Origin of the sequence: Kitasatospora cathayae (assembly GCF_027627435.1) — a bacterium.
Classification (GTDB): Bacteria; Actinomycetota; Actinomycetes; order Streptomycetales; family Streptomycetaceae; genus Kitasatospora; species Kitasatospora cathayae.
On the sequence record NZ_CP115450.1, the window covers coordinates 3736312 to 3755316 of the forward strand.

Genomic DNA, 19005 nt, shown 5'->3' on the forward strand with positions numbered 1-19005 from the left:
ACTCAGGGCCCGTCTTCCCGACGCCTTCGAACCTCCCCAGGACACCTCATGTATCGCACCGCACTGCGCAATGTGCTGGCCCACAAGGGCCGACTGCTGATGACGGCGCTGGCCGTCATGCTCGGCACGGCGTTCGTCGCCGGCACCATGGTCTTCTCCGACACCTTCGGCAAGGCCCTGCGGGACAGCAACTCCAAGAGCTACTCGGACGTCGCCGTCCAGGTCGTCGACCGCTCGGCCGGCTCCCGCGCCTCCGCCAAGGAGAAGAGCGAGGGCGGCTCCGCAACGCTCACCGACGAAACCGTCCAGCAGCTGGCCGCGCTGCCGGGCGCGGCCGGTGCCCGCGGCGTGGCCGGCGGCTTCACCGGGGTCGCCGACAAGCAGGGCAACCTGATCGGCCAGGTCTGGGCCGCCAGGGGCGCCAACTTCGCGCCGGGCCAGGACGGCCGGGACCCGCGCTACCCGATGGCCGAGGGCCGGGGCCCGTCGAGCGCCAAGGAGATCGCCCTCGACCGCAAGACCGCCGAAAAGGCGGGCTACAAGGTCGGCGACACCGTGCGGGTGGCCGCCAACGGGCCGGTGATCGAGGCCCAGCTCACCGGCGTCTTCACCACCGACGACCCGGTGGTGAACACCGGTGGCACGCTCACCCTGTTCGACAAGGCCACCGCCCAGCAGACGCTGCTGGAGCCGGGCCGCTACAGCAGCATCGTGCTCACCGCCAAGCCCGGGACCTCCCAGGACGCGCTGCTCGCCCAGGTCGAGACCAAGGTGAGCGGTCGCCAGTTCGACGTCGAGACCGGCGCCAAGCTGCAGGCGGACGAGCAGGCGCAGATCGCCCAGGCCACCGACAGCATGCGCACCATGCTGCTGGTCTTCGCCTTCATCTCGCTCTTCGTCGGCATCTTCATCATCGCCAACACCTTCACCATGCTGGTCGCCCAGCGCACCAAGGAGCTCGCGCTGCTGCGGGCGATCGGCGCCAGCCGCAAGCAGGTGACCCGCTCGGTGCTGATCGAGGCGCTGCTGATCGGCACCGTCTCCGCGGCCGCCGGTCTGCTGGCCGGCGTCGGGATCGGCGCCGGGATGCAGTCCCTGATCGGCTCGCTGAACGAGAACATGCCGAACGGCTCGCTGGTGATCAAGCCGCTCACCGTCGTGGTGACCCTCCTGGTCGGCGTCCTAGTGACGGTCCTGTCCGCCCTGCTGCCGGCCGTGCGCGCCGCCCGGATCGCGCCGGTGGCGGCGATGAGCAGCGGTGACCAGCCGACCAGCCAGAAGAGCCTGGTGGTCCGCAACACCATCGGCGCGGTGCTGGCCGGCGGCGGCCTGGCGCTGATCGGCTACGGTGCCTCCACCGGCGACGACAGCGGCCGGCTGCCGGTCGGCGCGGGTGCCTTCCTGGCCCTGATCGGCGTGTTCGTGCTGCTGCCGCTGCTCTCCCGCCCGGTGGTCGCCCTGGTCGGCCCGCTGCTGCGGGCGCTGGGCGGCACCCCGGGCAAGCTCGCCCAGCAGAACGCGGTGCGCAACCCGCGCCGCACCGCGGCCACCGCCGCAGCGCTCACCATCGGGCTGACCCTGGTCACCGGTCTCACCGTGCTCGGCACCTCGATCGGCGACACCATCGACCGGGCCGTCACCAGGTCGATGAAGGCCGACTACATCGTCTCGACCGCCAACGGCATGAACCTCTCCGGGCAGGTGCCCGCCCAGATCGCCAAGGCCCCCGGGGTGGTGGCCTCCTCGCCGATGACCGCCGCGTACTGGAAGCTCGACGGCACCTCCAAGGCGATCACCGGTCTGGACGCGGCCGTCCTCGAGCAGCTCGCCGAGATCAGGCTGACCAGCGGTTCCACCGACGCGCTCGGCAAGGGCCAGCTGCTGGTGGACCAGGACGTCGCGACGAAGTTCAACGTCACCACCGGCTCGACGATGACCGCGACCTACCCGGACGGGTCCACCGGCCCGCTCACCGTCGGCGGCGTGTACGAGAAGGGCGGCATGCTCGGCCCGGTCCTGCTGGCCAACAGCGAGATCGCCAAGCACGATCCGAAGCCGTACGTCGCCGACGTCCTGGTCAAGGGCAAGGACGGCGCCACCGCCGCCCTCAAGCAGTCGCTCAAGGACGCCACCGGCGCCAACCCGGTGATCGAGGTCAAGTCCAAGCAGGACGTCCGGGACGACTTCAGCCAGGTCATCACCTTCGCGCTGAACCTGATGTACGGCCTGCTGGGCATGGCGGTCCTGATCGCCGTCCTGGGCGTGATCAACACGCTGGCCATGTCGGTCTTCGAGCGCAAGCGCGAGATCGGGATGCTGCGGGCGATCGGCCTGGACCGCCGCGGCATCAAGCGGATGGTCCGGCTGGAGTCGGTGGTGATCTCGCTCTTCGGCGCCGGGATCGGCCTGCTGCTCGGCTGCTTCATCGCCTGGGCGATCAACGGGACGCTGAAGTCCAGCCTGGCCGGGCTGACCACGGTCGTGCCGTACGGCCAGCTGGCGGTGTTCCTGGGTCTGGCCGGGCTGGTCGGCCTGGTGGCCGCGATCTGGCCGGCCCGCCGGGCGGCCAAGCTGGACATCCTGGCGAGCATCAAGACCGACTGACGCCCGGTCCGTCCGCAGTTCGCCCGCTCGCCTCCGCCCGGAGGCGAGTGGGCGAACTGCCGCCCCGAGCCGAAGGGCCGCGCCGGTGCCGAAAGGGAGAAGCGAGGGAGCGACGGTGGGGGTACCCCCGGCCGAAGGCTGGGGGAGAGCGAGGGAGCGACGACCGTCGGCACCGGGTCAGAGCGGCCCGGAGGCGAGTGGGCGAACTGCCGCCCCGAGCCGAAGGGGCGCGCCGGTGCCGTAAGGGAGAAGCGAGGGAGCGACGGTGGGGGTACCCCCGGCCGAAGGCTGGGGGAGAGCGAGGGAGCGCCGACCGTCGGCACCGGGGCAGAGCGGCCCGGAGGCGAGTGGGCGAACTGCCGCCCCGAGCCGAAGGGCCGCGCCGGTGCCGAAAGGGAGAAGCGAGGGAGCGACGAAGGAGCGAGGGAGCGACGACCGTCGGCACCGGGTCAGAGCGGCCCGGAGGCGAGTGGGCGAATAACAGAGAGCCCCTGCCGAGGGTTCGGCAGGGGCTCTCTACTGCTGTACTCCGCCCGGTCGCACGGCCGGCTGAGCACCACGGAGGTCGTGGTCCGGCGACACTGCCGGGCGGAGGGCCTCCGACTCATACCCCGGCGCTCCCACACCGGGGTCCAGTCGCTTACTTGCTGGCGAGCTCCTTGTCGGCGGCCGGCTCGGCGGCCTCGACGGGCTTGGTGGGCGGCGTGACCTCCTGGATCGGAAGCTGCGGGTTCTCCATCTGGGAGAGGCCCACCGCCTCGCGCTTCAGGAACATCGCGAGGGTCCAGTCGGTGAAGACGCGGACCTTGCGGTTGAAGGTCGGAACCATCGCGCCGTGGTACAGGCGGTGGAACCACCAGGCCGGACGGCCCTTCAGCTTGTACTTGCCGAAGAGGATCGCCACGCCCTTGTGCAGGCCGAGACCGGCGACCGCACCCAGGTTCTTGTGCTTGTACTCCTTCTGCGGGAAGCCCCGCATGCCGGAGATCACGTTGTCACCGAGGACGACGGCCTGGCGGCAGGCGTGCTGGGCGTTCGGCGGGCACCAGGCGCCCTCGCCGGCGGCGAGGTCCGGGACCTGGGCGTTGTCGCCGGCGGACCAGACGTAGTCGAAGCCCTGGACCTGCAGGGTCGGCGCGGTGTCGACGTGGCCGCGCGGGCCCAGCGGCAGGCCGAAGTTGGCCAGCACCGGGTTCGGCTTCACGCCGGCCGTCCACACGATGGTGGCGGCGTCCATCTCCATGCCGTTCTTCAGCATGACGTGGCCGTCGACGCAGGAGTCCATCGAGGTCTCGATGTAGACCTCGATGTTGCGCTCCTCGAGCTTCTCCTTGGTCCACAGACCGAGGTCCGGGCCCATCTCGGGGAGGATGCGGTTGGCGGCCTCGACGACGACGAAGCGCATGTCGTCGCGGCTGACCGTCTTGTACAGCTTCGACGCGTCGCGCGCCATGTCCTCGATCTCGGCGACCGTCTCGATGCCGGCGAAGCCACCGCCGATGACGACGAAGGTCAGGGCCTTGCGGCGGACCTCCGGGTCGGTGGTGGACTCGGCCTTGTCGAGCTGGGCCATGACGTGGTTGCGGAGGCCGATGGCCTCCTCGACCGTCTTCATGCCGATGCCGTTCTCCGCCAGACCCGGGATCGGGAAGGTGCGGGAGACCGAACCGGTCGCGACGACCAGGTACTCGAAGGGCAGCTCGTAGCTGTCGCCGGCCGCCGGCTGGATGGTGGCGACCTTGCGGGCGTGGTCGATGCCGGTGACGGACCCGGTCAGCACCTCCGCCTGCTTGAGGGTCTTGCGCAGCGGCGCGACGAGGTTGCGAGGCGCGACGTTGCCGCCGGCCGCCTCGGGGAGGAAGGGCAGGTACGTCATGTACGACCGCGGGTCCACGACCGTGACGGTCGCTTCGCCGTAGCGCATCTTCTTGAGGATGCGCATCGCGGCATACAGGCCGACGTAACCACCGCCGACAATGAGGATGCGAGGACGCTCCGTGGTGCTCATATCCGAAAGTATCCAGCACCGTCCGGAGCAGCCTTCGTGAGCCCGGTCACAAGCTCATGGACACCCCGTGCTACACTACGCGCCCGCAAAAACGGCACCGGCGCACCGGCTCACGACCCCCGGAGGCCCGTCGTGAACGCGCGCCGGAGCACTACCCGGCTGAGCAGCAACGATCCGCACAGGGCCCGGGTTCCCACTCGTGATTTCGATTTTCAAACCCCAACCGGACCTGACCTGCGATCCAGCGGGCCTCACCGAGGGTAGGCCTTCGGTCCCACAATTCGGACGTAGCGGGCGGCGGGGTGGGGCGAATGACCCGATCGCCATGTGAAGAAATTCACGAACTTTCCCGCCCGCCCCCGGGCGCGCCGCGGCCCCGACGCCCGGAAACGGGGCGACGGGGCCGGTGGAGTAAGCACTGCGGGCGGTCAGGAGGCCGTACTCCAGGCGATGCCGTCCAGGATGTCGTGCTCGCTCACGACCAGCTCGGCGGCGCCGGTGCGGTCCATGATCTCCAGCAGCTCCAGCGCGCCGGCCGCGATCACGTCCACCCGGCCCGGGTGCATCGACGGGATGGCCGCCCGCTCGGCGTGGGTGGCGGCCAGCAGCTCGCGGGCGATCTCCGCGACCCGCTCGCGGCTGAGCCGGGAGTGGTGGATCCGCGCCGAGTCGTACTCGGGCAGGTCCTGGGCGATCGCGGACACCGTGGTGACCGTCCCCGCCAGGCCCACCAGGGTGGCCGCGCCGGTCAGCGGGACGACCTCCTCGGCCTTGTCCAGCTCGGCCCGCACGTGTGCCCGGGCCTGCTCGATCTGCTCCTCGGAGGGCAGCTCGGCGCCGGCGAAGTGCCGCTCGGTCAGCCGCACGCAGCCGATGTCCACCGAGCGCGCGGCCTGCACGTCCGCCTCCCCGAGCACGAACTCGGTGGAGCCGCCGCCGAGGTCGAAGACCAGGTAGGGAGCGGGGAACTGGCCACCGGTCAGCTCCTTGGTGGCGCCCACGAAGGACAGGTGCGCCTCCTCCTCGCCGCTCACCACCTCCGGCTCGACGCCCAGGATGTCGCGCACGCCCTTGACGTACTCGTCGCTGTTCTCGGCGTCCCGGGAGGCGCTGGTGGCGACGAAGCGGGTGCGCTCCGGGCCGACGCCGAAGCCGGTGATGATCTCCCGGTACTCCCGGCAGGCCGCGAAGGTGCGGGCCAGCGCGTCCGGGTGCAGCCGGCCGGTCCGATCCACGCCCTGGCCCAGCCGGTTGATGATCATCCGGCGGTCGAGGTCGGTGATCTCGCCCGTGTCCGGGTCGAGGTCGGCGACCAGCAGCCGGATCGAGTTGGTGCCGCAGTCGATCGCGGCCACCCGGGTCATGCTCACTCGGACTCCTGCTCCGCCGTGCCGGCTTCCGAGGTCGTGGCCTCGGCGGCGCGCTTCTTGGCGGCGCGCTCCGCGGTCTTCTGCTGCTTGGCCGCGATCACGGCCTCGTGGTCCTGGTCCTTGGCGCGGTTGCGGGCGACCCGCTCACCGGCGGCCTGGACCTCGGCCGGGGAGACGCACGGGCCCTTGGCCCACCAGTCCTCCAGCATGCCGATCGCCTCGTCGCCGAGCGGGTTGACGCCCTCGCCGGCCGCCAGCGAGTGGCCGACCAGCACGTGCAGGCACTTCACCCGGTCCGGCATGCCGCCGGCGCTCGGGAAGCCCTCCAGCACCTCGATCGCGTCGCGCCGGGCGATGTAGTCCTCGTGCGCCCTCTGGTAGGCGGCGGCCAGCTCCGGGTCCTCGGCGAGCCGGGCGGTCTGGTCCTTCATCACGCCCTCCGCCTCCAGGGTGCCGATCAGCGAGGCGGCCTTGGGGCAGGTCAGGTAGTACAGCGTCGGGAACGGCGTGCCGTCCGGCAGGCGGGGGGCCGTCTCCACGACGTCGGGGTTGCCGCAGGGGCAGCGGTGCGCCACACCGCGCAGGCCGCGCGGCACCCGGCCGAGCTGGGCGGCGATGGCCGCGACGTCGGCGTCGGAGACGGCGGGGTGGTTCTCAGTGGTCATGGGGGGTGGGGTCTCCAACGGGGGACGGTGGGAGCGGACGGGGGGTCGCGGGGGCCAGCGCGGCGGTGTCGGTGTCGGCGGCGTCCACCGAGTCCCAGATGCTGGCGTACCAGGGCTTGGCGGCCTTCGCCGGGCCCGCCGCCGCGTCGGCGGAGGGGGTGGCCGTGGTGGCGGAGGCGGACGGCTGGGCGACCGCGCCGGACGGGTCCACCGCGATGTACGGGGTCTCCCCCGGCACCGCGTAGTGCAGCCGGGCGCGGGCCTGCGCCTTGACGTACTCCGGATCCTGCCAGCGGGCCTTGTCCCGGCGCAGCTGATCGACCTGCTGGCGCGCGTGGTCGGCCTTCGCCCGCTGGGCGGAGATCTCGGCGCGCTGGGAGATGAACTGCCGCGTCGGGTAGGCCAGGATCGCCACCAGCGAGCAGAGCACCAGGACGAGGACGGTCGCCCGGCTCGTGAACCGAGGCCGGGCCGCCAAGCCCGGGATCCTCCAGCCAGCCATCTCCCGTATCCCCTCCTGGTCGCGACGGTGCCCCGCCGTCCACCCTACGGGGTGTGCGGCGGGGCACCGGTCAGGCTTGCGCTACCGGGGGCCCTCGGCCCCCTGGTTTTCGGCCTGCGTGTTCTCAACCCTCGTACTTGCTGTGCTCATAGCTCCGCAGAGCGACTGTGCTTACTGGTCCGCAGAGCGACTGAGCTCATTACTCCGCAGAGCGGAAGCGCGGGAACGCGCCGCGGCCGGCGTACTCGGCGGCGTCGTCGAGGATCTCCTCGATGCGCAGCAGCTGGTTGTACTTGGCGACGCGCTCGGAGCGGGCCGGGGCACCGGTCTTGATCTGGCCGCAGTTGGTGGCGACGGCCAGGTCGGCGATGGTGACGTCCTCGGTCTCGCCGGAGCGGTGCGACATCATGCAGCGGTAGCCGTTGCGCTGGGCCAGCTCGACGGCGTCCAGGGTCTCGGTCAGCGAGCCGATCTGGTTCACCTTCACCAGCAGGGCGTTGGCGGTGCCGGTCTCGATGCCCTTGGCCAGGCGGGCCGGGTTGGTGACGAACAGGTCGTCGCCGACCAGCTGGACCTTGTCGCCCAGCTTGACGGTCATGGCCTTCCAGCCGTCCCAGTCCGACTCGTCCAGCGGGTCCTCGATGGAGACCAGCGGGTAGGCCTCGACCAGCTCGGAGTAGTACTCGATGAGCTCGGCGGACGAGAGGGCCTTGCCCTCGAACTGGTAGGCGCCGTCCTTGTAGAACTCGGAGGCGGCGACGTCCAGGGCCAGCGCGACGTCGCGGCCGGGCACGTAGCCGGCCTTCTGGATGGCCTCGGTGATCAGGTCCAGGGCCTCGCGGTTGCTGTCCAGGTTCGGCGCGAAGCCGCCCTCGTCGCCGAGGCCGGTGGACAGGCCGCGCTCCTTCAGCACGCCCTTGAGGGTGTGGTAGACCTCGACGCCCCAGCGGACGGCCTCGGAGAAGGACTCCGCGCCGATCGGGGCGATCATGAACTCCTGGATGTCGACGTTGGAGTCCGCGTGCGAGCCGCCGTTGAGGATGTTCATCATCGGGACCGGCAGGACGTGCGCGTTCGGGCCGCCCAGGTAGCGGAACAGCGGCAGGTCGCTGGCCTCCGAGGCGGCGTGCGCGACGGCCAGCGAGACGCCCAGGATGGCGTTGGCGCCGAGCGAGGACTTGTCCGGGGTGGCGTCCAGGTCGAGCATGGCCTGGTCGATCAGGCGCTGCTCGGTGGCGTCGTAGCCGACCAGCTCCGGGCCGATCTGCTCGATGACGGCCAGGACGGCCTTCTCCACGCCCTTGCCGAAGTAGCGGTTCTTGTCACCGTCGCGCAGCTCCAGCGCCTCGAAGGCGCCGGTCGAGGCACCCGACGGAACAGCGGCACGACCCGTGCTGCCGTCGTCGAGGCCGACCTCGACCTCGACCGTGGGGTTGCCGCGGGAGTCGAGGATCTCACGGGCTACGACGACATCGATGGACGGCACGAGGCATCTCCTTGCGGAAGCAGGGTCCGGCTGACGGTGGTGCTGCCGGCCGGAGGATTGCGGAGTCGTTACGACCAGAGCCTAACCGCCCGGGCTCCCGGGACCACGTCCACCTCGGTTCCGTCTCAGCGTGTGGCCCCGCTACCCACCGGTAGTTCACCTGCTTGTCCCAGCTTGTCCCCCCGGGGCGGGCGAATGCGGACGAAGGGGGCCGACCGGTCGGTCGGCCCCCTCGTCGGGCGTCAGATGTCAGCCGAGGTGCAGGACCTGGCCGGGCACGATCAGGTTCGGGTCGCCGCCGACCGTGCCGCGGTTGCCGTCGTACAGCGCCTGCCAGCCGCCGTGCACGCCCTGGGCGGCGGCGATGCCCGACAGGGTGTCACCGGCGCGGACGGTGTAGTCGTGGCCGGTCGCGGCGGACGGGGCCGGCTGGGCGGCGCGCGGGGCGGCGTGCTTCGGGGCGTACTGCTTGGCCGTCGGCTGTTCGGCGGGCTGCTCGGCCTGCTTCGGGGCGGCGTGCTTCGGCTTGTACTGCTGGACCGGCTTCGCGGCGGCCTTGGGAGCCTGCTGCTTGGGCGCCGCCTGCTGCTTCTGGGCCTTGGTGTCCGAGGAGGTGTCCACGGCCGCCGGGGCGCCGCCCTTGCTCAGGCCGGCCTTCAGCGAGCAGACCGGCCAGGCGCCCGGGCCCTGCGAGGCGAGCACCTTCTCGGCGACGGCGATCTGCTGCCCCTTGCTGGCCTGGTTGGCCTGCGCGGCGTAGGCGGTGCCGCCGTACGCCTTCCAGGTGCTGGAGGTGAACTGCAGGCCGCCGTAGAAGCCGTTGCCGGTGTTGATGCCCCAGTCGCCGCCGCTCTCGCACTGGGCGACGGAGTCCCAGGCGGAGGCCGGGGCGGCGGAGGCGCCGGTGGCGGTGAGGAGCGGCAGCGCGAGTCCGACGCCGGCCACACCGGCGACGGCGATGGCCTTCTCGGCCTGGGTGCGACGACGATGACGGCCAGTTCCAACGAACAGCATGAAGAGGTCCCTCTCCGCACGCCTGCGAGGTGAGCTGTCGGGTTCGGACCGGGAGGTGGCCCGGCCGCCGTCGGCGGAATCGATTCCGCTCGGGCGGCTTCACCCCAAGCCGTGGAGGAACGGCAACAAACCTGGTTCCCCCGCCCCTGCCCAGGGTCTGGTCGGTTTCCCGTGGCGCGGCGGGCAGGATTCGGCGTTCCGCGCACGAGGTCCGCAGCTGCGAACTCCAGGGAGACTAGACAGATCCTCAGACCAATCACAAGCTCATATCGCCGACATCACACAAAAATTACGGCCCGTGATCGATCGCCTACCAACGGCGGAGCTTTGTCCGGTTTGATGGCCCTTCATACCGCTGCCAACCGCGCAATCGCGACGCCACGTCAGTGTGTCGGCGGCTCAGGAAGGGCGTGCGGAGAGCGGATCTCCGGACTGAATTCGACCGGAAGTTCGCGCAATCCACGCATGATCAGACCGCCGCGCCAGCGCAGATTCTCCGGGGTTTCGGCCAGTCGCAGATCGGGCAGCCGGGACAGCAGCGTGGCCAGCGCGGACCGCCCCTCGAGCCGGGCCAGCGGGGCACCGATGCAGTAGTGGATGCCGTGTCCGAAACCCAGGTGGGGGTTGTCGCTCCGGGCCAGGTCGAGGGTGTTCTCGTCGGCGAACCGGGCCGGGTCGCGGTCCGCCGCCGCCAGCACCACCAGCACCGGGTCGCCGACCGGGATGTCCACCCCGCCGATGGTCAGCGGCGCGGTCGCGAACCGCCAGGTCGCCAGCTCCACCGGCCCGTCGTAGCGCAGGAGTTCCTCGATCCCGGTCTCCAGCAGCGCCGTCTCGCCGCGGGCCACCGACTCCTGCAGCAGCGCCCGCTGCCCCGGGTTGCGCAGCAGCGCGTACGTCCCGTTGCCGATCAGGTTGACCGTCGTCTCGAAGCCGGCGAAGAGCAGGATGAAGGCCATCGCGGCGGCCTCGTTCTCGGTCAGGTGCTCGCCGTGGTCGCTGGCCCGGATCAGACCGGAGATCAGGTCGTCGCCGAGGTCGGCCCGCTTGCGGTGGATCAGCTCCAGCAGGTACGCCCGCATCCGCTTCACCGCCCGCCCCACGCCGCCGCGTTGGCTGCCGCCGTGACCCGGCTTCGTGTGTCGCAGCATCATTCCGGCCCAGTCGCGGAAGTCGTCCTGGTCCTCGGCCGGCACGCCCAGCATGTCGCAGATCGCGTAGATGGGGAGCGGGAAGGCGAACTCGTGGATCAGGTCCGCCGAGCCGCGCTGGGCGAAGCCGTCGATCAGCCGGTCGGTCAGCTGCTGTACCCGCGGCTCGAACTCGGCCACCCGGCGCGGGGTGAACGCCTTCGACACCAGGCGGCGCAGCCGGGTGTGGTCCGGCGGGTCGATGTTCAGCAGGTGGGTCATCAGGTCCGCCTGCCGCTCCCCCGGGATGCCCACCCGGCCGGTGCGGTGCGCCTGTTCGCTGTGGTGCGCCGGGTTCTTCGACAGCCGGCTGTCCGCGAGCGCCTGCCGGGCGTCCGCGTACCTGGTCACCAGCCAGGCCTCCACCCCGCTCGGCAGCTTGGTGCGGTGCACCGGGGCGTGCTCGCGCAGCCAGGCGTAGGCGGGGTACGGGTCGGCCGCGAACTCCCAGGTGAAGAGCGGCGGGGCGGGCTGGGCGGCGGGCTGGGCGCCGTCGGGCTGAGCAGGCATGGGTCGACCGTAACCGCTGGACCGGCGGCGCCCGGACGACCGCCCGGACGCCGCCGGTTCGCGAACCGTTCGTGAGCGGCGCACGAGCGGTGCGCGGGCGGCGCGCCAACACTGCGTGGACGCCCGGTGGACGGTCCGTGGACGGTCCTTGGACAGCTCTTGGCCGGGTGGCGGGCGTGAGTCTGGTCACCTGCGGGGTAATCCCTGTTGCGGAGGGTCAGGACGTGCCTACGATCCTCCGCAGTGTGCGTGGGCGCCGGTGCGGTGTCGCCCACAGGGAGGAGCGGACCAATGAGGGTCAGCGGGGCAGTCGTCGTCATCGCGGTACTCGACGGCGGGTCGGGAGCCGACCTCGCGCGCCGGTTCACCGCGGCCGGCGCCGCCGGGATGCTGATCGCCGACCAGCACGTCGGGATCGCCGAGGACCTCGCCGCCGAACTCGACCGGCCGGGCTGCCCCGTGGTGGGCGTCTCCGGCGACATCCGCCGGCCCAGCGACGTCGCCGCCCTGGTCGACACCGCCGAGAAGCACCTCGGACCGATCGACCTGTTCTGCGTGGCCGGCCCGAAGGGCGAGCGGATCGTCTCCCTCGCCGACCTGCCCGACCACCTCGACCTGGAGCGCCTCGCCGAACTGGTCGCGCTGATCGGTGAGGCGATCGGCGAACTCGTCCCGCCGCAGCGGCGCCCCGCCGGGAGCACCGCCACGGCGGCCTGAGCCGTCACCGGCCCGCGCCGCTACTCCGGCTCGAGCCCCTCGGCCGCGCGCACCGCGTCCCGGTAGCCGCGCGCGGCCGAGCGCAGCGCCGCGTCCACGTCCACCCCGGCGTCGTGCGCCCGCTGCGCCACCGCGAGCAGCAGCCGGCCCGCCGACTCCGCGGTCAGCTCGGCGGGCAGCTCGTACGGCTCGTCCGGCACCCCGGTGAAGCCCGCCCGGCGCACCCGGGACACCAGCTTCGCCGCGTACGCCAGCGCGGGCAGCCCGGCCGGCACGCCGTCCAGGACGGACTCCCGGTCCGCCTTCTCGGCCGCCTTCAGCTGCTCCCAGTTCGCCTCCACCTCGGCGGCGCCCTCGGCCTCGACGTCCCCGAACACGTGCGGGTGCCGGTACACCAGCTTCTCCACGATGTCCCCGGCCACGTCGTCGATGGTGAACGGCTCGGTGGGGTGCTCCTCGGCGATCCGGGAGTGGAAGAACACCTGCAGCAGCACGTCCCCCAGCTCCTCGCGCAGGGTGTCCCGGTCCCCCTCCTCGATCGCCTCGACCAGCTCGTAGGCCTCCTCGACCAGGTACTTCACCAGGCTCTCGTGGGTCTGCTCGGCGTCCCACGGGCAGCCGCCAGGCGAGCGCAGCCGGTCCATCACCGAGGCGAGGTCCAGCAACCGCGCCCCCGGCAGGTCGTACGAGCCCGGCAGCACCTCGATCTCCGGCACCTCGCCGGCGTGCTCCACCGCGAGGCGGGCCAGCGCGTCCGTCAGCCCCGGATCCCCGTCCGGGCCGCCCAGCCACACCGTCGGTCCGGCGTCGGCCGGCTGCCCGGTCAGCAGCCGCGCCAGGGCCGGCGCCGACCCGGCCGGCACCACCTCGACCGCCACCCCGGCCTGCCGCACCGCCGCCACCTGCGGATGCCCCTCGTCGGCCACCAGCACCCGCCCCGCGGAGCGCAACGCCTCCCAGGCCGGCCACGCCAGCAACCCGGGGGCCACCCGGTGGGTGGTGGTCAGCAGGATCAACTTCGCGCCCGGAGCGTTCGTCGGCACAGCATTCGTCGTCACCCCTCGAACCTACCCGCCCCGGACCGACGACGGCGGCCCCGGACCGGGCCCGGGACCGCCGTGAACCGCCGACCGGCAGGCGCTACTTCTTCGCCCCCGCCAGGTCGTCGAACATCGCCGACAGGAACTCGGTGCACCAGCCCAGCAGCTCCCGCCCGACCAGCGGCTTGCCGCCGATCCGCCCGGTGCTCGGCCGCGGCACCAGCAACTGCCGGGCCGCCGCCTTGACCTGGCTGCGCGGGTAGAGCCGGTTCAGCCGCAGCTGCTGGGACTCGCGCAGCTCCACCGGGCCGAAGCGGACGTTCGCGCCCTGCAGGGTGATGTCCGAGATCCCGCACCGCCGGGCGTACAGCCGCAGTGCGGCGACCAGCAGCAGGTTCTCCACCGGCTCGGGCAGCTTCCCGTAGCGGTCCACGAGTTCGTCCCGGACCTGCTGGATGTCCGCCTCCGAGTTGACCGCCGCGATCGAGCGGTAGGCCTGCAGCCGCAGCCGCTCGCCGGGCGCGTAGTCGTGCGGCACGTGGGCGTCGACCGGCAGCTCGATCTTCACTTCCAGCGGCTCCTCCTCCGGCTCCGCGCCGCCGTTGGCCAGCGACTCGCGGAACTCGGCCACCGCCTCGCCGACCATCCGCATGTAGAGGTCGAAGCCGACCCCCGCGATGTGCCCGGACTGCTCGCCGCCGAGCAGGTTGCCGGCGCCGCGGATCTCCAGGTCCTTCATCGCGACGTACATGCCGGCGCCCATCTCGGTGTGCTGGGCGATGGTGGCCAGGCGCTCGTGCGCGGTCTCGGTGAGCGGCTTCTCCGGCGGGTACAGCATGTACGCGTAGCCGCGCTCGCGGCCGCGGCCGACCCGGCCGCGCAGCTGGTGCAGCTGGGAGAGGCCGAAGGTGTCGCCGCGCTCGACGATCAGGGTGTTGGCGTTGGAGATGTCGATGCCGGACTCCACGATCGTGGTCGACACCAGGACGTCGAACTCCTTCTCCCAGAAGTCCACGACGACCTTCTCCAGCTGGGTCTCCCCCATCTGCCCGTGCGCGGTGGCGATCCGCGCCTCGGGCACCAGGTCCTTCAGCCGGGCGGCCGCCTTGTCGATCGACTCCACCCGGTTGTGGATGTAGAACACCTGGCCCTCGCGCAGGAGTTCACGCCGGATCGCGGCCGAGATCTGCTTCTCGTCGTACGGGCCGACGAAGGTCAGCACCGGGTGCCGCTCCTCCGGCGGGGTGGTGATGGTGGACATCTCGCGGATGCCGGTGACCGCCATCTCCAGGGTGCGCGGGATCGGGGTCGCGGACATGGTGAGCACGTCCACGTTGGCGCGCAGCTTCTTCAGCTGCTCCTTGTGCTCGACGCCGAAGCGCTGCTCCTCGTCGACGATGACCAGGCCGAGGTCCTTGAACCTGGTCTCGGAGGAGAACAGCCGGTGGGTGCCGATCACGACGTCCACCGAGCCCTCGAACAGCCCCTCCAGGACGGCCTTGGCCTCGCTGTCGGTCTGGAAGCGGGACAGCGCCTTCACGGTGACCGGGAAGTTGGCGTAGCGCTCGGCGAAGGTGGAGAAGTGCTGCTGCACCAGCAGCGTGGTCGGCACCAGCACCGCCACCTGCTTGCCGTCCTGCACCGCCTTGAACGCAGCGCGCACGGCGATCTCGGTCTTGCCGTAGCCGACGTCGCCGCAGATCAGCCGGTCCATCGGGACGGACTTCTCCATGTCGGACTTGACCTCGGCGATGGTGGTCAGCTGGTCCGGCGTCTCCGCGTACGGGAAGGCGTCCTCCAGCTCGCGCTGCCACGGGGTGTCCGGCCCGAAGGTGTGGCCGGGCGCGGCCATCCGCGCCGAGTAGAGCCTGATCAGGTCGGCGGCGATCTCCTTGACGGCCTTCTTGGCGCGCTGCTTGGTCTTCGCCCAGTCCGCGCCGCCGAGCCGGTGCAGCGTCGGGGCCTCGCCGCCGACGTACTTGGTGACCTGGTCGAGCTGGTCGGTCGGCACGAACAGCCGGTCGCCGGGGTGGCCGCGCTTGGCGGGGGCGTACTCCAGCACCAGGTACTCGCGGGTGGCGCCCTGGACGGTGCGCTGCACCATCTCGACGTACCGGCCGACCCCGTGCGCCTCGTGCACCACGTAGTCGCCGGCCACCAGGGCGAGCGGGTCGATCGCGTTGCGGCGCCGGGAGGGCATCCGGCGCATGTCCTTGGTGGAGGACTTCTGGCCAGACAGGTCGGTCTCGGTGATGACCGTCAGCTTGAGGTTCTCGTCCACGAAACCGTGCTCGATCGAGCCGCAGGAGACGTACACGACGTCCCGGGTGGGCGCCTCGGCGAGGTCGGCGACCAGCCGGGCCGGGATGCCCTCGTTGCCCAGCACCTCGGCCAGCCGGGAGGCGGGCCCGTGGCCCTCCGTCACCATGACCACCCGCCAGTCGGCGGCCAGCCGCTCCTTGGCGTCGGCGATCGCCCGGGCGGTGTCACCCCGGTAGGCCTCGACGGCGTGCATACCGAGGGTCAGCGTGTTGGCGTCGAACTCCAGGATCCCGTCGACCGTCGACTCGCTGGTCGCGAACGGGCTGACCGACCACCAGGGCAGCCCGATCTCGGCGGCGTGCTCGCGCACCTCGGCGAGCGAGCGCAGCGAGGCGGCGGAGACGTCGATGGTCTCCAGGTCGATCGGCCGGTCGCCGCCGGCCGCCGCGGCGACCCAGGAGGCCTGCAGGAACTCCTGGCTGGTGGCCACCAGGTCGGCGGCCCGGGTCCGCACCCGCTCCGGGTCGCAGACCACCGCGACCGAGCCGAGCGGCAGCACGTCGACCAGCAGCTCCATGTCGTCCACCAGCACCGGCGCCAGCGACTCCATGCCCTCGACCGCGATGCCCTCGGCGATCTTGTCCAGGATCTCGGCCAATCCGGGCTGCTCGGCGGACAGTTCGGCGGCCCGGGCGCGCACCTGGTCGGTCAGCAGCAGCTCGCGGCAGGGCGGCGCCCACAGCCCGTGCTCGGCGATCTCCAGCGAACGCTGGTCGGCGACCTTGAAGTACCGGATCTCCTCGACGTCGTCGCCCCAGAACTCCACCCGCAGCGGGTGCTCCTCGGTCGGCGGGAAGACGTCCAGGATGCCGCCGCGGACGGCGAACTCGCCGCGCTTCTCGACCAGTTCGACCCGTGCGTAGGCGGCTGCGGCGAGCCGGCGGGCCACCTCCTCCAGGTCGTGCGACTCCCCGCGCTGGACGGCCACCGGCTCCAGCTCGGCCAGCCCCTTGACCTGCGGCTGGAGCACCGAGCGGACCGGGGCGACGATCACCTGCACCGGTCCGGCCGCCGGGTCGTCCGCCCGCGGGTGCACGATCCGGCGCAGCACGGCCAGCCGGCGGCCGACGGTGTCCGAGCGGGGCGACAGCCGCTCGTGCGGCAGGGTCTCCCAAGCCGGGTACTCGGCGACCGCGTCGGCGGGCAGCAGCGAGCGCAGCGAGGCGGCCAGGTCCTCGGCCTCCCGGCCGGTGGCGGTGACGGCGAGCACCGGTCGGCCGCGGTCACCGGCGGCCTGCCCGGCCAGCGCGCGGGCCAGCGCGGCGATCGCGAACGGCCGGGCGGCGGGCGGTCCGACCAGGTCCAGGTGGCGGCGTCCGCCGGCCGCGGCTCCGGTGGCGGTGGCCGCCTCGATCGCCTCGGCGAGCGCCGCGTCCCGCGCGACGACATCGAGCAGTCCGGTCAGGCTCATCTGGGGTCTCTTCTTCGTCCCGTGGCTGGTGCTGCCTCCGGGCGGCGAGAGGCCCGCCGGGGCAACGCGAACGGCCCGGCACGCCGAGCGGCCGGGGGTCTCCAGCCTACGCCGCGGCACGGACGGGCACGCGGCGTAGGACCCGGGCGCGGCCGCGGCGTCCGGCACCGCAGCGGGCGGGGACGAACCGCACCCGCCGCACCGCCGGGGACACGACCGCGGGCGAACCACTGGACGGAACACCGGCCTGGCGGTGGACGAACCGGCCGGGCGGCGGCCGTCGGCATCCGCCACGAACTGGACATATTCCTGTCACTGGCCGTCCATGGAGATCGCGCACCATGGTGAACGTGCCCGCCGCACCCAACCGTGGGGGATGGCTGTGGCGGCACTGTCGCACCCCGATGGGGATCGGAGGTGCGCGGCCGGGCGACCCTGGGTGGGGGCGCCCGCCCAAGCGCCGGGAACCGTGGCGCCCTTTCCTGGAGGGCGCCACGGGTCTCGGCCTCACCGCTCCGTCCGCCCGCTCCGCGCACCCGCCCCGGACGTCCGCACCCGTCCGGTGGGCACCTCCTCGCCGGGGACTACCAGCGGGGCAGGTTGATGTCGTACATCATCACCTGGTGGCCCCGGTCGGCGTTGAGGGCCCAGGACGTGAAGCTCACCGGACTGATCGCGGGTGCGGCCGGCCGACCCTAGCGGCGGCGGTAGGAGACGGTGTTGGGGGCCGCGTAGTCGGCCCCGTCGTCCACGATGATGATCTTCGGGATGATCCGGGTCTCCTCGGCGCCCTCCGCGCCGTCCCGCTCGGCCACCTGCTGGGGCGGCGCGGCCGGCTTCGGCGGCACCACGGCCGGGGCGACCGGGCCGGTCAGCACCGGCTCGGCGGCCTCGGCCTCCGCGGCGTCCCTGGCCTCGGCGACCCGGGAGAGGGCCGAGGAACCGCCGATCACCGGCTGGCGCAGCACCGCCGTCGCCCTCTCCGGTGCCGCAGCCTGCGCGGGTGCCCCGGCGGCGGCATCGGCCACGGCCTTGCGCAGGTCCGCCACCGGGATCTCCCCGGTGTCCGCCTCCGAGTCCGCCGGGGCCGCATCGGCCACCGCGTCCGCCGGAGCGGCCGCGGCCCCGGCGGCGGCGGCGAGCGCCTCGGGCTCGATCTGCCCGACCGCCGCGCCGGTGAGCGAGGCCAGGGTGGCCTTGATGTGGTCCAGGTGCTGCTGCACGGTCTCCAGCCGGGCGTCGAAGGCGCGCTGCTCGCGCTCGCTCTCCGCGTTGATCTTCTCGGCCTCCCGGCGGGCCCGCTCGATCAGCTGGTCGGCCTTGGCCTGGGCGTCCGTCTCCAGCTGCTTGATCTGGTTCAGCACGGTCTCCCGGTGCTGCTCGGCCTCCTTGACCCGGCGCTCGGCGGTCGCGGAGACCTCGGCCTCCTCGGCGTCGGCCTTGGCCTGGGCCGCGGCGAAGGTCTCGTCGGCCTGGCGCCGCTTGGCGGCCAGTTCGGCCTCGGCGTGCTCGCCGGCCTCGGCGGCGGCCACCCGGACCTTGGCGGCGTAGGCGGTGGCGCCGTCGCGGGCGGCGCGGCTCTCCCGGTCGGCGTCGGAGCGGATGCCCTCGGCCTCGGCGCGGGTGCGCTCGTCGGTGCGGCGGGCGGCCGCATCGGCCTCGGCGCGGATGGTGGCGGCGTACTCCTTGGCCGCCTTCTCGAGCGCCTGCCCGGCCTCGTACACCTCGTCCCGCAGGTCCTCGGCGAAGCGCTCGGCCTTCTCCCTGACGGCGCGGGCCTCGTTCCGGGCCATCTCGGCGAGTCCGGCTGCCTGCTCGCTGAGCACCTGGTAGTCCGGCTCCGGGGCCTCGTCGGCGGCGCGGCGGATGTCGGCCAGCCGGGTCTCCATCTGCCGGATCCCGGCACCCAGGACGCTCAGCCGTTCCCATGCCTCGTCGCGCTGGGCGGTCAGGGCGACCAGCGCCCGGTCGACCTGCTCGGGCGCGTAGCCGCGCCGGGCCTGGGTGAAGCCGTACTGGGGGACGGCGTCGCTCATGGGCTCTTCCCCTCGTTTCGCGGGCTGCGGAGCCCATGATCGGACGGAACGGCCGGATCCGGAACCGGTTGGGAAACCGGGGCCGGATTCGACCGTCGTGCGGACCGGAATACGTCGAGGACCTGGCGAA

General features: G+C 72.4%; 11 protein-coding genes, 1 pseudogene and 1 riboswitch. Of the genes and pseudogenes, 2 read left to right on the top strand and 10 right to left on the bottom strand.

The window, feature by feature from the left end:
• The first annotated feature begins 48 nt into the window (after positions 1-48).
• A complete protein-coding gene (locus O1G21_RS16425; RefSeq protein WP_270144569.1) occupies positions 49-2604 on the top strand; it encodes an ABC transporter permease in 2556 nt (851 codons plus the stop codon).
• 640 nt (positions 2605-3244) lie between these two features.
• On the opposite strand, the gene O1G21_RS16430 is transcribed toward O1G21_RS16425, so the two are convergent.
• The 7 genes and pseudogenes from O1G21_RS16430 to O1G21_RS16460 form a co-directional block, all read right to left on the bottom strand.
• A complete protein-coding gene (locus O1G21_RS16430; protein ID WP_270144571.1) occupies positions 3245-4612 on the bottom strand; it encodes an NAD(P)/FAD-dependent oxidoreductase in 1368 nt (455 codons plus the stop codon).
• 428 nt (positions 4613-5040) lie between these two features.
• Complete coding sequence (locus O1G21_RS16435; RefSeq protein ID WP_270151033.1) at positions 5041-5976, bottom strand: Ppx/GppA phosphatase family protein; 936 nt, start codon at positions 5974-5976, stop codon at positions 5041-5043.
• 167 nt (positions 5977-6143) lie between these two features.
• A pseudogene (locus O1G21_RS16440) lies at positions 6144-6665 on the bottom strand (DUF501 domain-containing protein); the annotation flags it as partial.
• Positions 6637-7125 (bottom strand): FtsB family cell division protein, encoded by a 489-nt coding sequence (locus O1G21_RS16445; protein ID WP_270144573.1) that lies wholly within the window; start codon positions 7123-7125, stop codon positions 6637-6639. The gene O1G21_RS16445 and the pseudogene O1G21_RS16440, both read right to left, overlap by 29 nt.
• Before the next feature lie 223 nt (positions 7126-7348).
• Positions 7349-8635, bottom strand: coding sequence for a phosphopyruvate hydratase (eno, locus tag O1G21_RS16450; protein ID WP_270144575.1), 1287 nt, complete (start codon positions 8633-8635; stop codon positions 7349-7351).
• Positions 8636-8884: 249 nt separating this feature from the next.
• Positions 8885-9649: a LysM peptidoglycan-binding domain-containing protein gene (locus O1G21_RS16455; protein ID WP_270144576.1), complete on the bottom strand. Its 765-nt coding sequence runs from the start codon at positions 9647-9649 to the stop codon at positions 8885-8887.
• A 5-nt stretch (positions 9650-9654) separates the two neighbouring features.
• Positions 9655-9822: riboswitch (cyclic di-AMP (ydaO/yuaA leader) on the bottom strand.
• A gap of 210 nt (positions 9823-10032) precedes the next feature.
• Positions 10033-11349 (bottom strand): cytochrome P450 family protein, encoded by a 1317-nt coding sequence (locus O1G21_RS16460; RefSeq protein WP_270144578.1) that lies wholly within the window; start codon positions 11347-11349, stop codon positions 10033-10035.
• A 291-nt stretch (positions 11350-11640) separates the two neighbouring features.
• Between O1G21_RS16460 and O1G21_RS16465 the strand changes: the two genes are divergently transcribed.
• Positions 11641-12066 (top strand): SDR family NAD(P)-dependent oxidoreductase, encoded by a 426-nt coding sequence (locus tag O1G21_RS16465; protein WP_270144580.1) that lies wholly within the window; start codon positions 11641-11643, stop codon positions 12064-12066.
• A 20-nt stretch (positions 12067-12086) separates the two neighbouring features.
• Here the strand turns inward: O1G21_RS16465 and O1G21_RS16470 are convergent, their stop codons facing one another.
• The 3 genes from O1G21_RS16470 to O1G21_RS16480 all read right to left on the bottom strand — a co-directional run bounded on the left by O1G21_RS16470 (position 12087) and on the right by O1G21_RS16480 (position 18875).
• Positions 12087-13124 (bottom strand): MazG family protein, encoded by a 1038-nt coding sequence (locus O1G21_RS16470; protein ID WP_270144583.1) that lies wholly within the window; start codon positions 13122-13124, stop codon positions 12087-12089.
• Between the two features lie 82 nt (positions 13125-13206).
• Positions 13207-16839: a transcription-repair coupling factor gene (gene mfd, locus O1G21_RS16475; RefSeq protein WP_270144584.1), complete on the bottom strand. Its 3633-nt coding sequence runs from the start codon at positions 16837-16839 to the stop codon at positions 13207-13209.
• Between the two features lie 695 nt (positions 16840-17534).
• A complete protein-coding gene (locus O1G21_RS16480; protein WP_270144586.1) occupies positions 17535-18875 on the bottom strand; it encodes a hypothetical protein in 1341 nt (446 codons plus the stop codon).
• Positions 18876-19005: the final 130 nt, after the last annotated feature.

Coding starts and splice junctions, on each gene's coding strand:
- O1G21_RS16425 (WP_270144569.1), top strand. CDS start 49: ATGTATCGCACCGCACTGCGCAATGTGCTGGCCCACAAGGGCCGACTG.
- O1G21_RS16430 (WP_270144571.1), bottom strand. CDS start 4,612: ATGAGCACCACGGAGCGTCCTCGCATCCTCATTGTCGGCGGTGGTTAC.
- O1G21_RS16435 (WP_270151033.1), bottom strand. CDS start 5,976: ATGACCCGGGTGGCCGCGATCGACTGCGGCACCAACTCGATCCGGCTG.
- O1G21_RS16455 (WP_270144576.1), bottom strand. CDS start 9,649: ATGCTGTTCGTTGGAACTGGCCGTCATCGTCGTCGCACCCAGGCCGAG.
- O1G21_RS16460 (WP_270144578.1), bottom strand. CDS start 11,349: ATGCCTGCTCAGCCCGACGGCGCCCAGCCCGCCGCCCAGCCCGCCCCG.
- O1G21_RS16465 (WP_270144580.1), top strand. CDS start 11,641: ATGAGGGTCAGCGGGGCAGTCGTCGTCATCGCGGTACTCGACGGCGGG.
- mfd (WP_270144584.1), bottom strand. CDS start 16,839: ATGAGCCTGACCGGACTGCTCGATGTCGTCGCGCGGGACGCGGCGCTC.
- O1G21_RS16480 (WP_270144586.1), bottom strand. CDS start 18,875: ATGAGCGACGCCGTCCCCCAGTACGGCTTCACCCAGGCCCGGCGCGGC.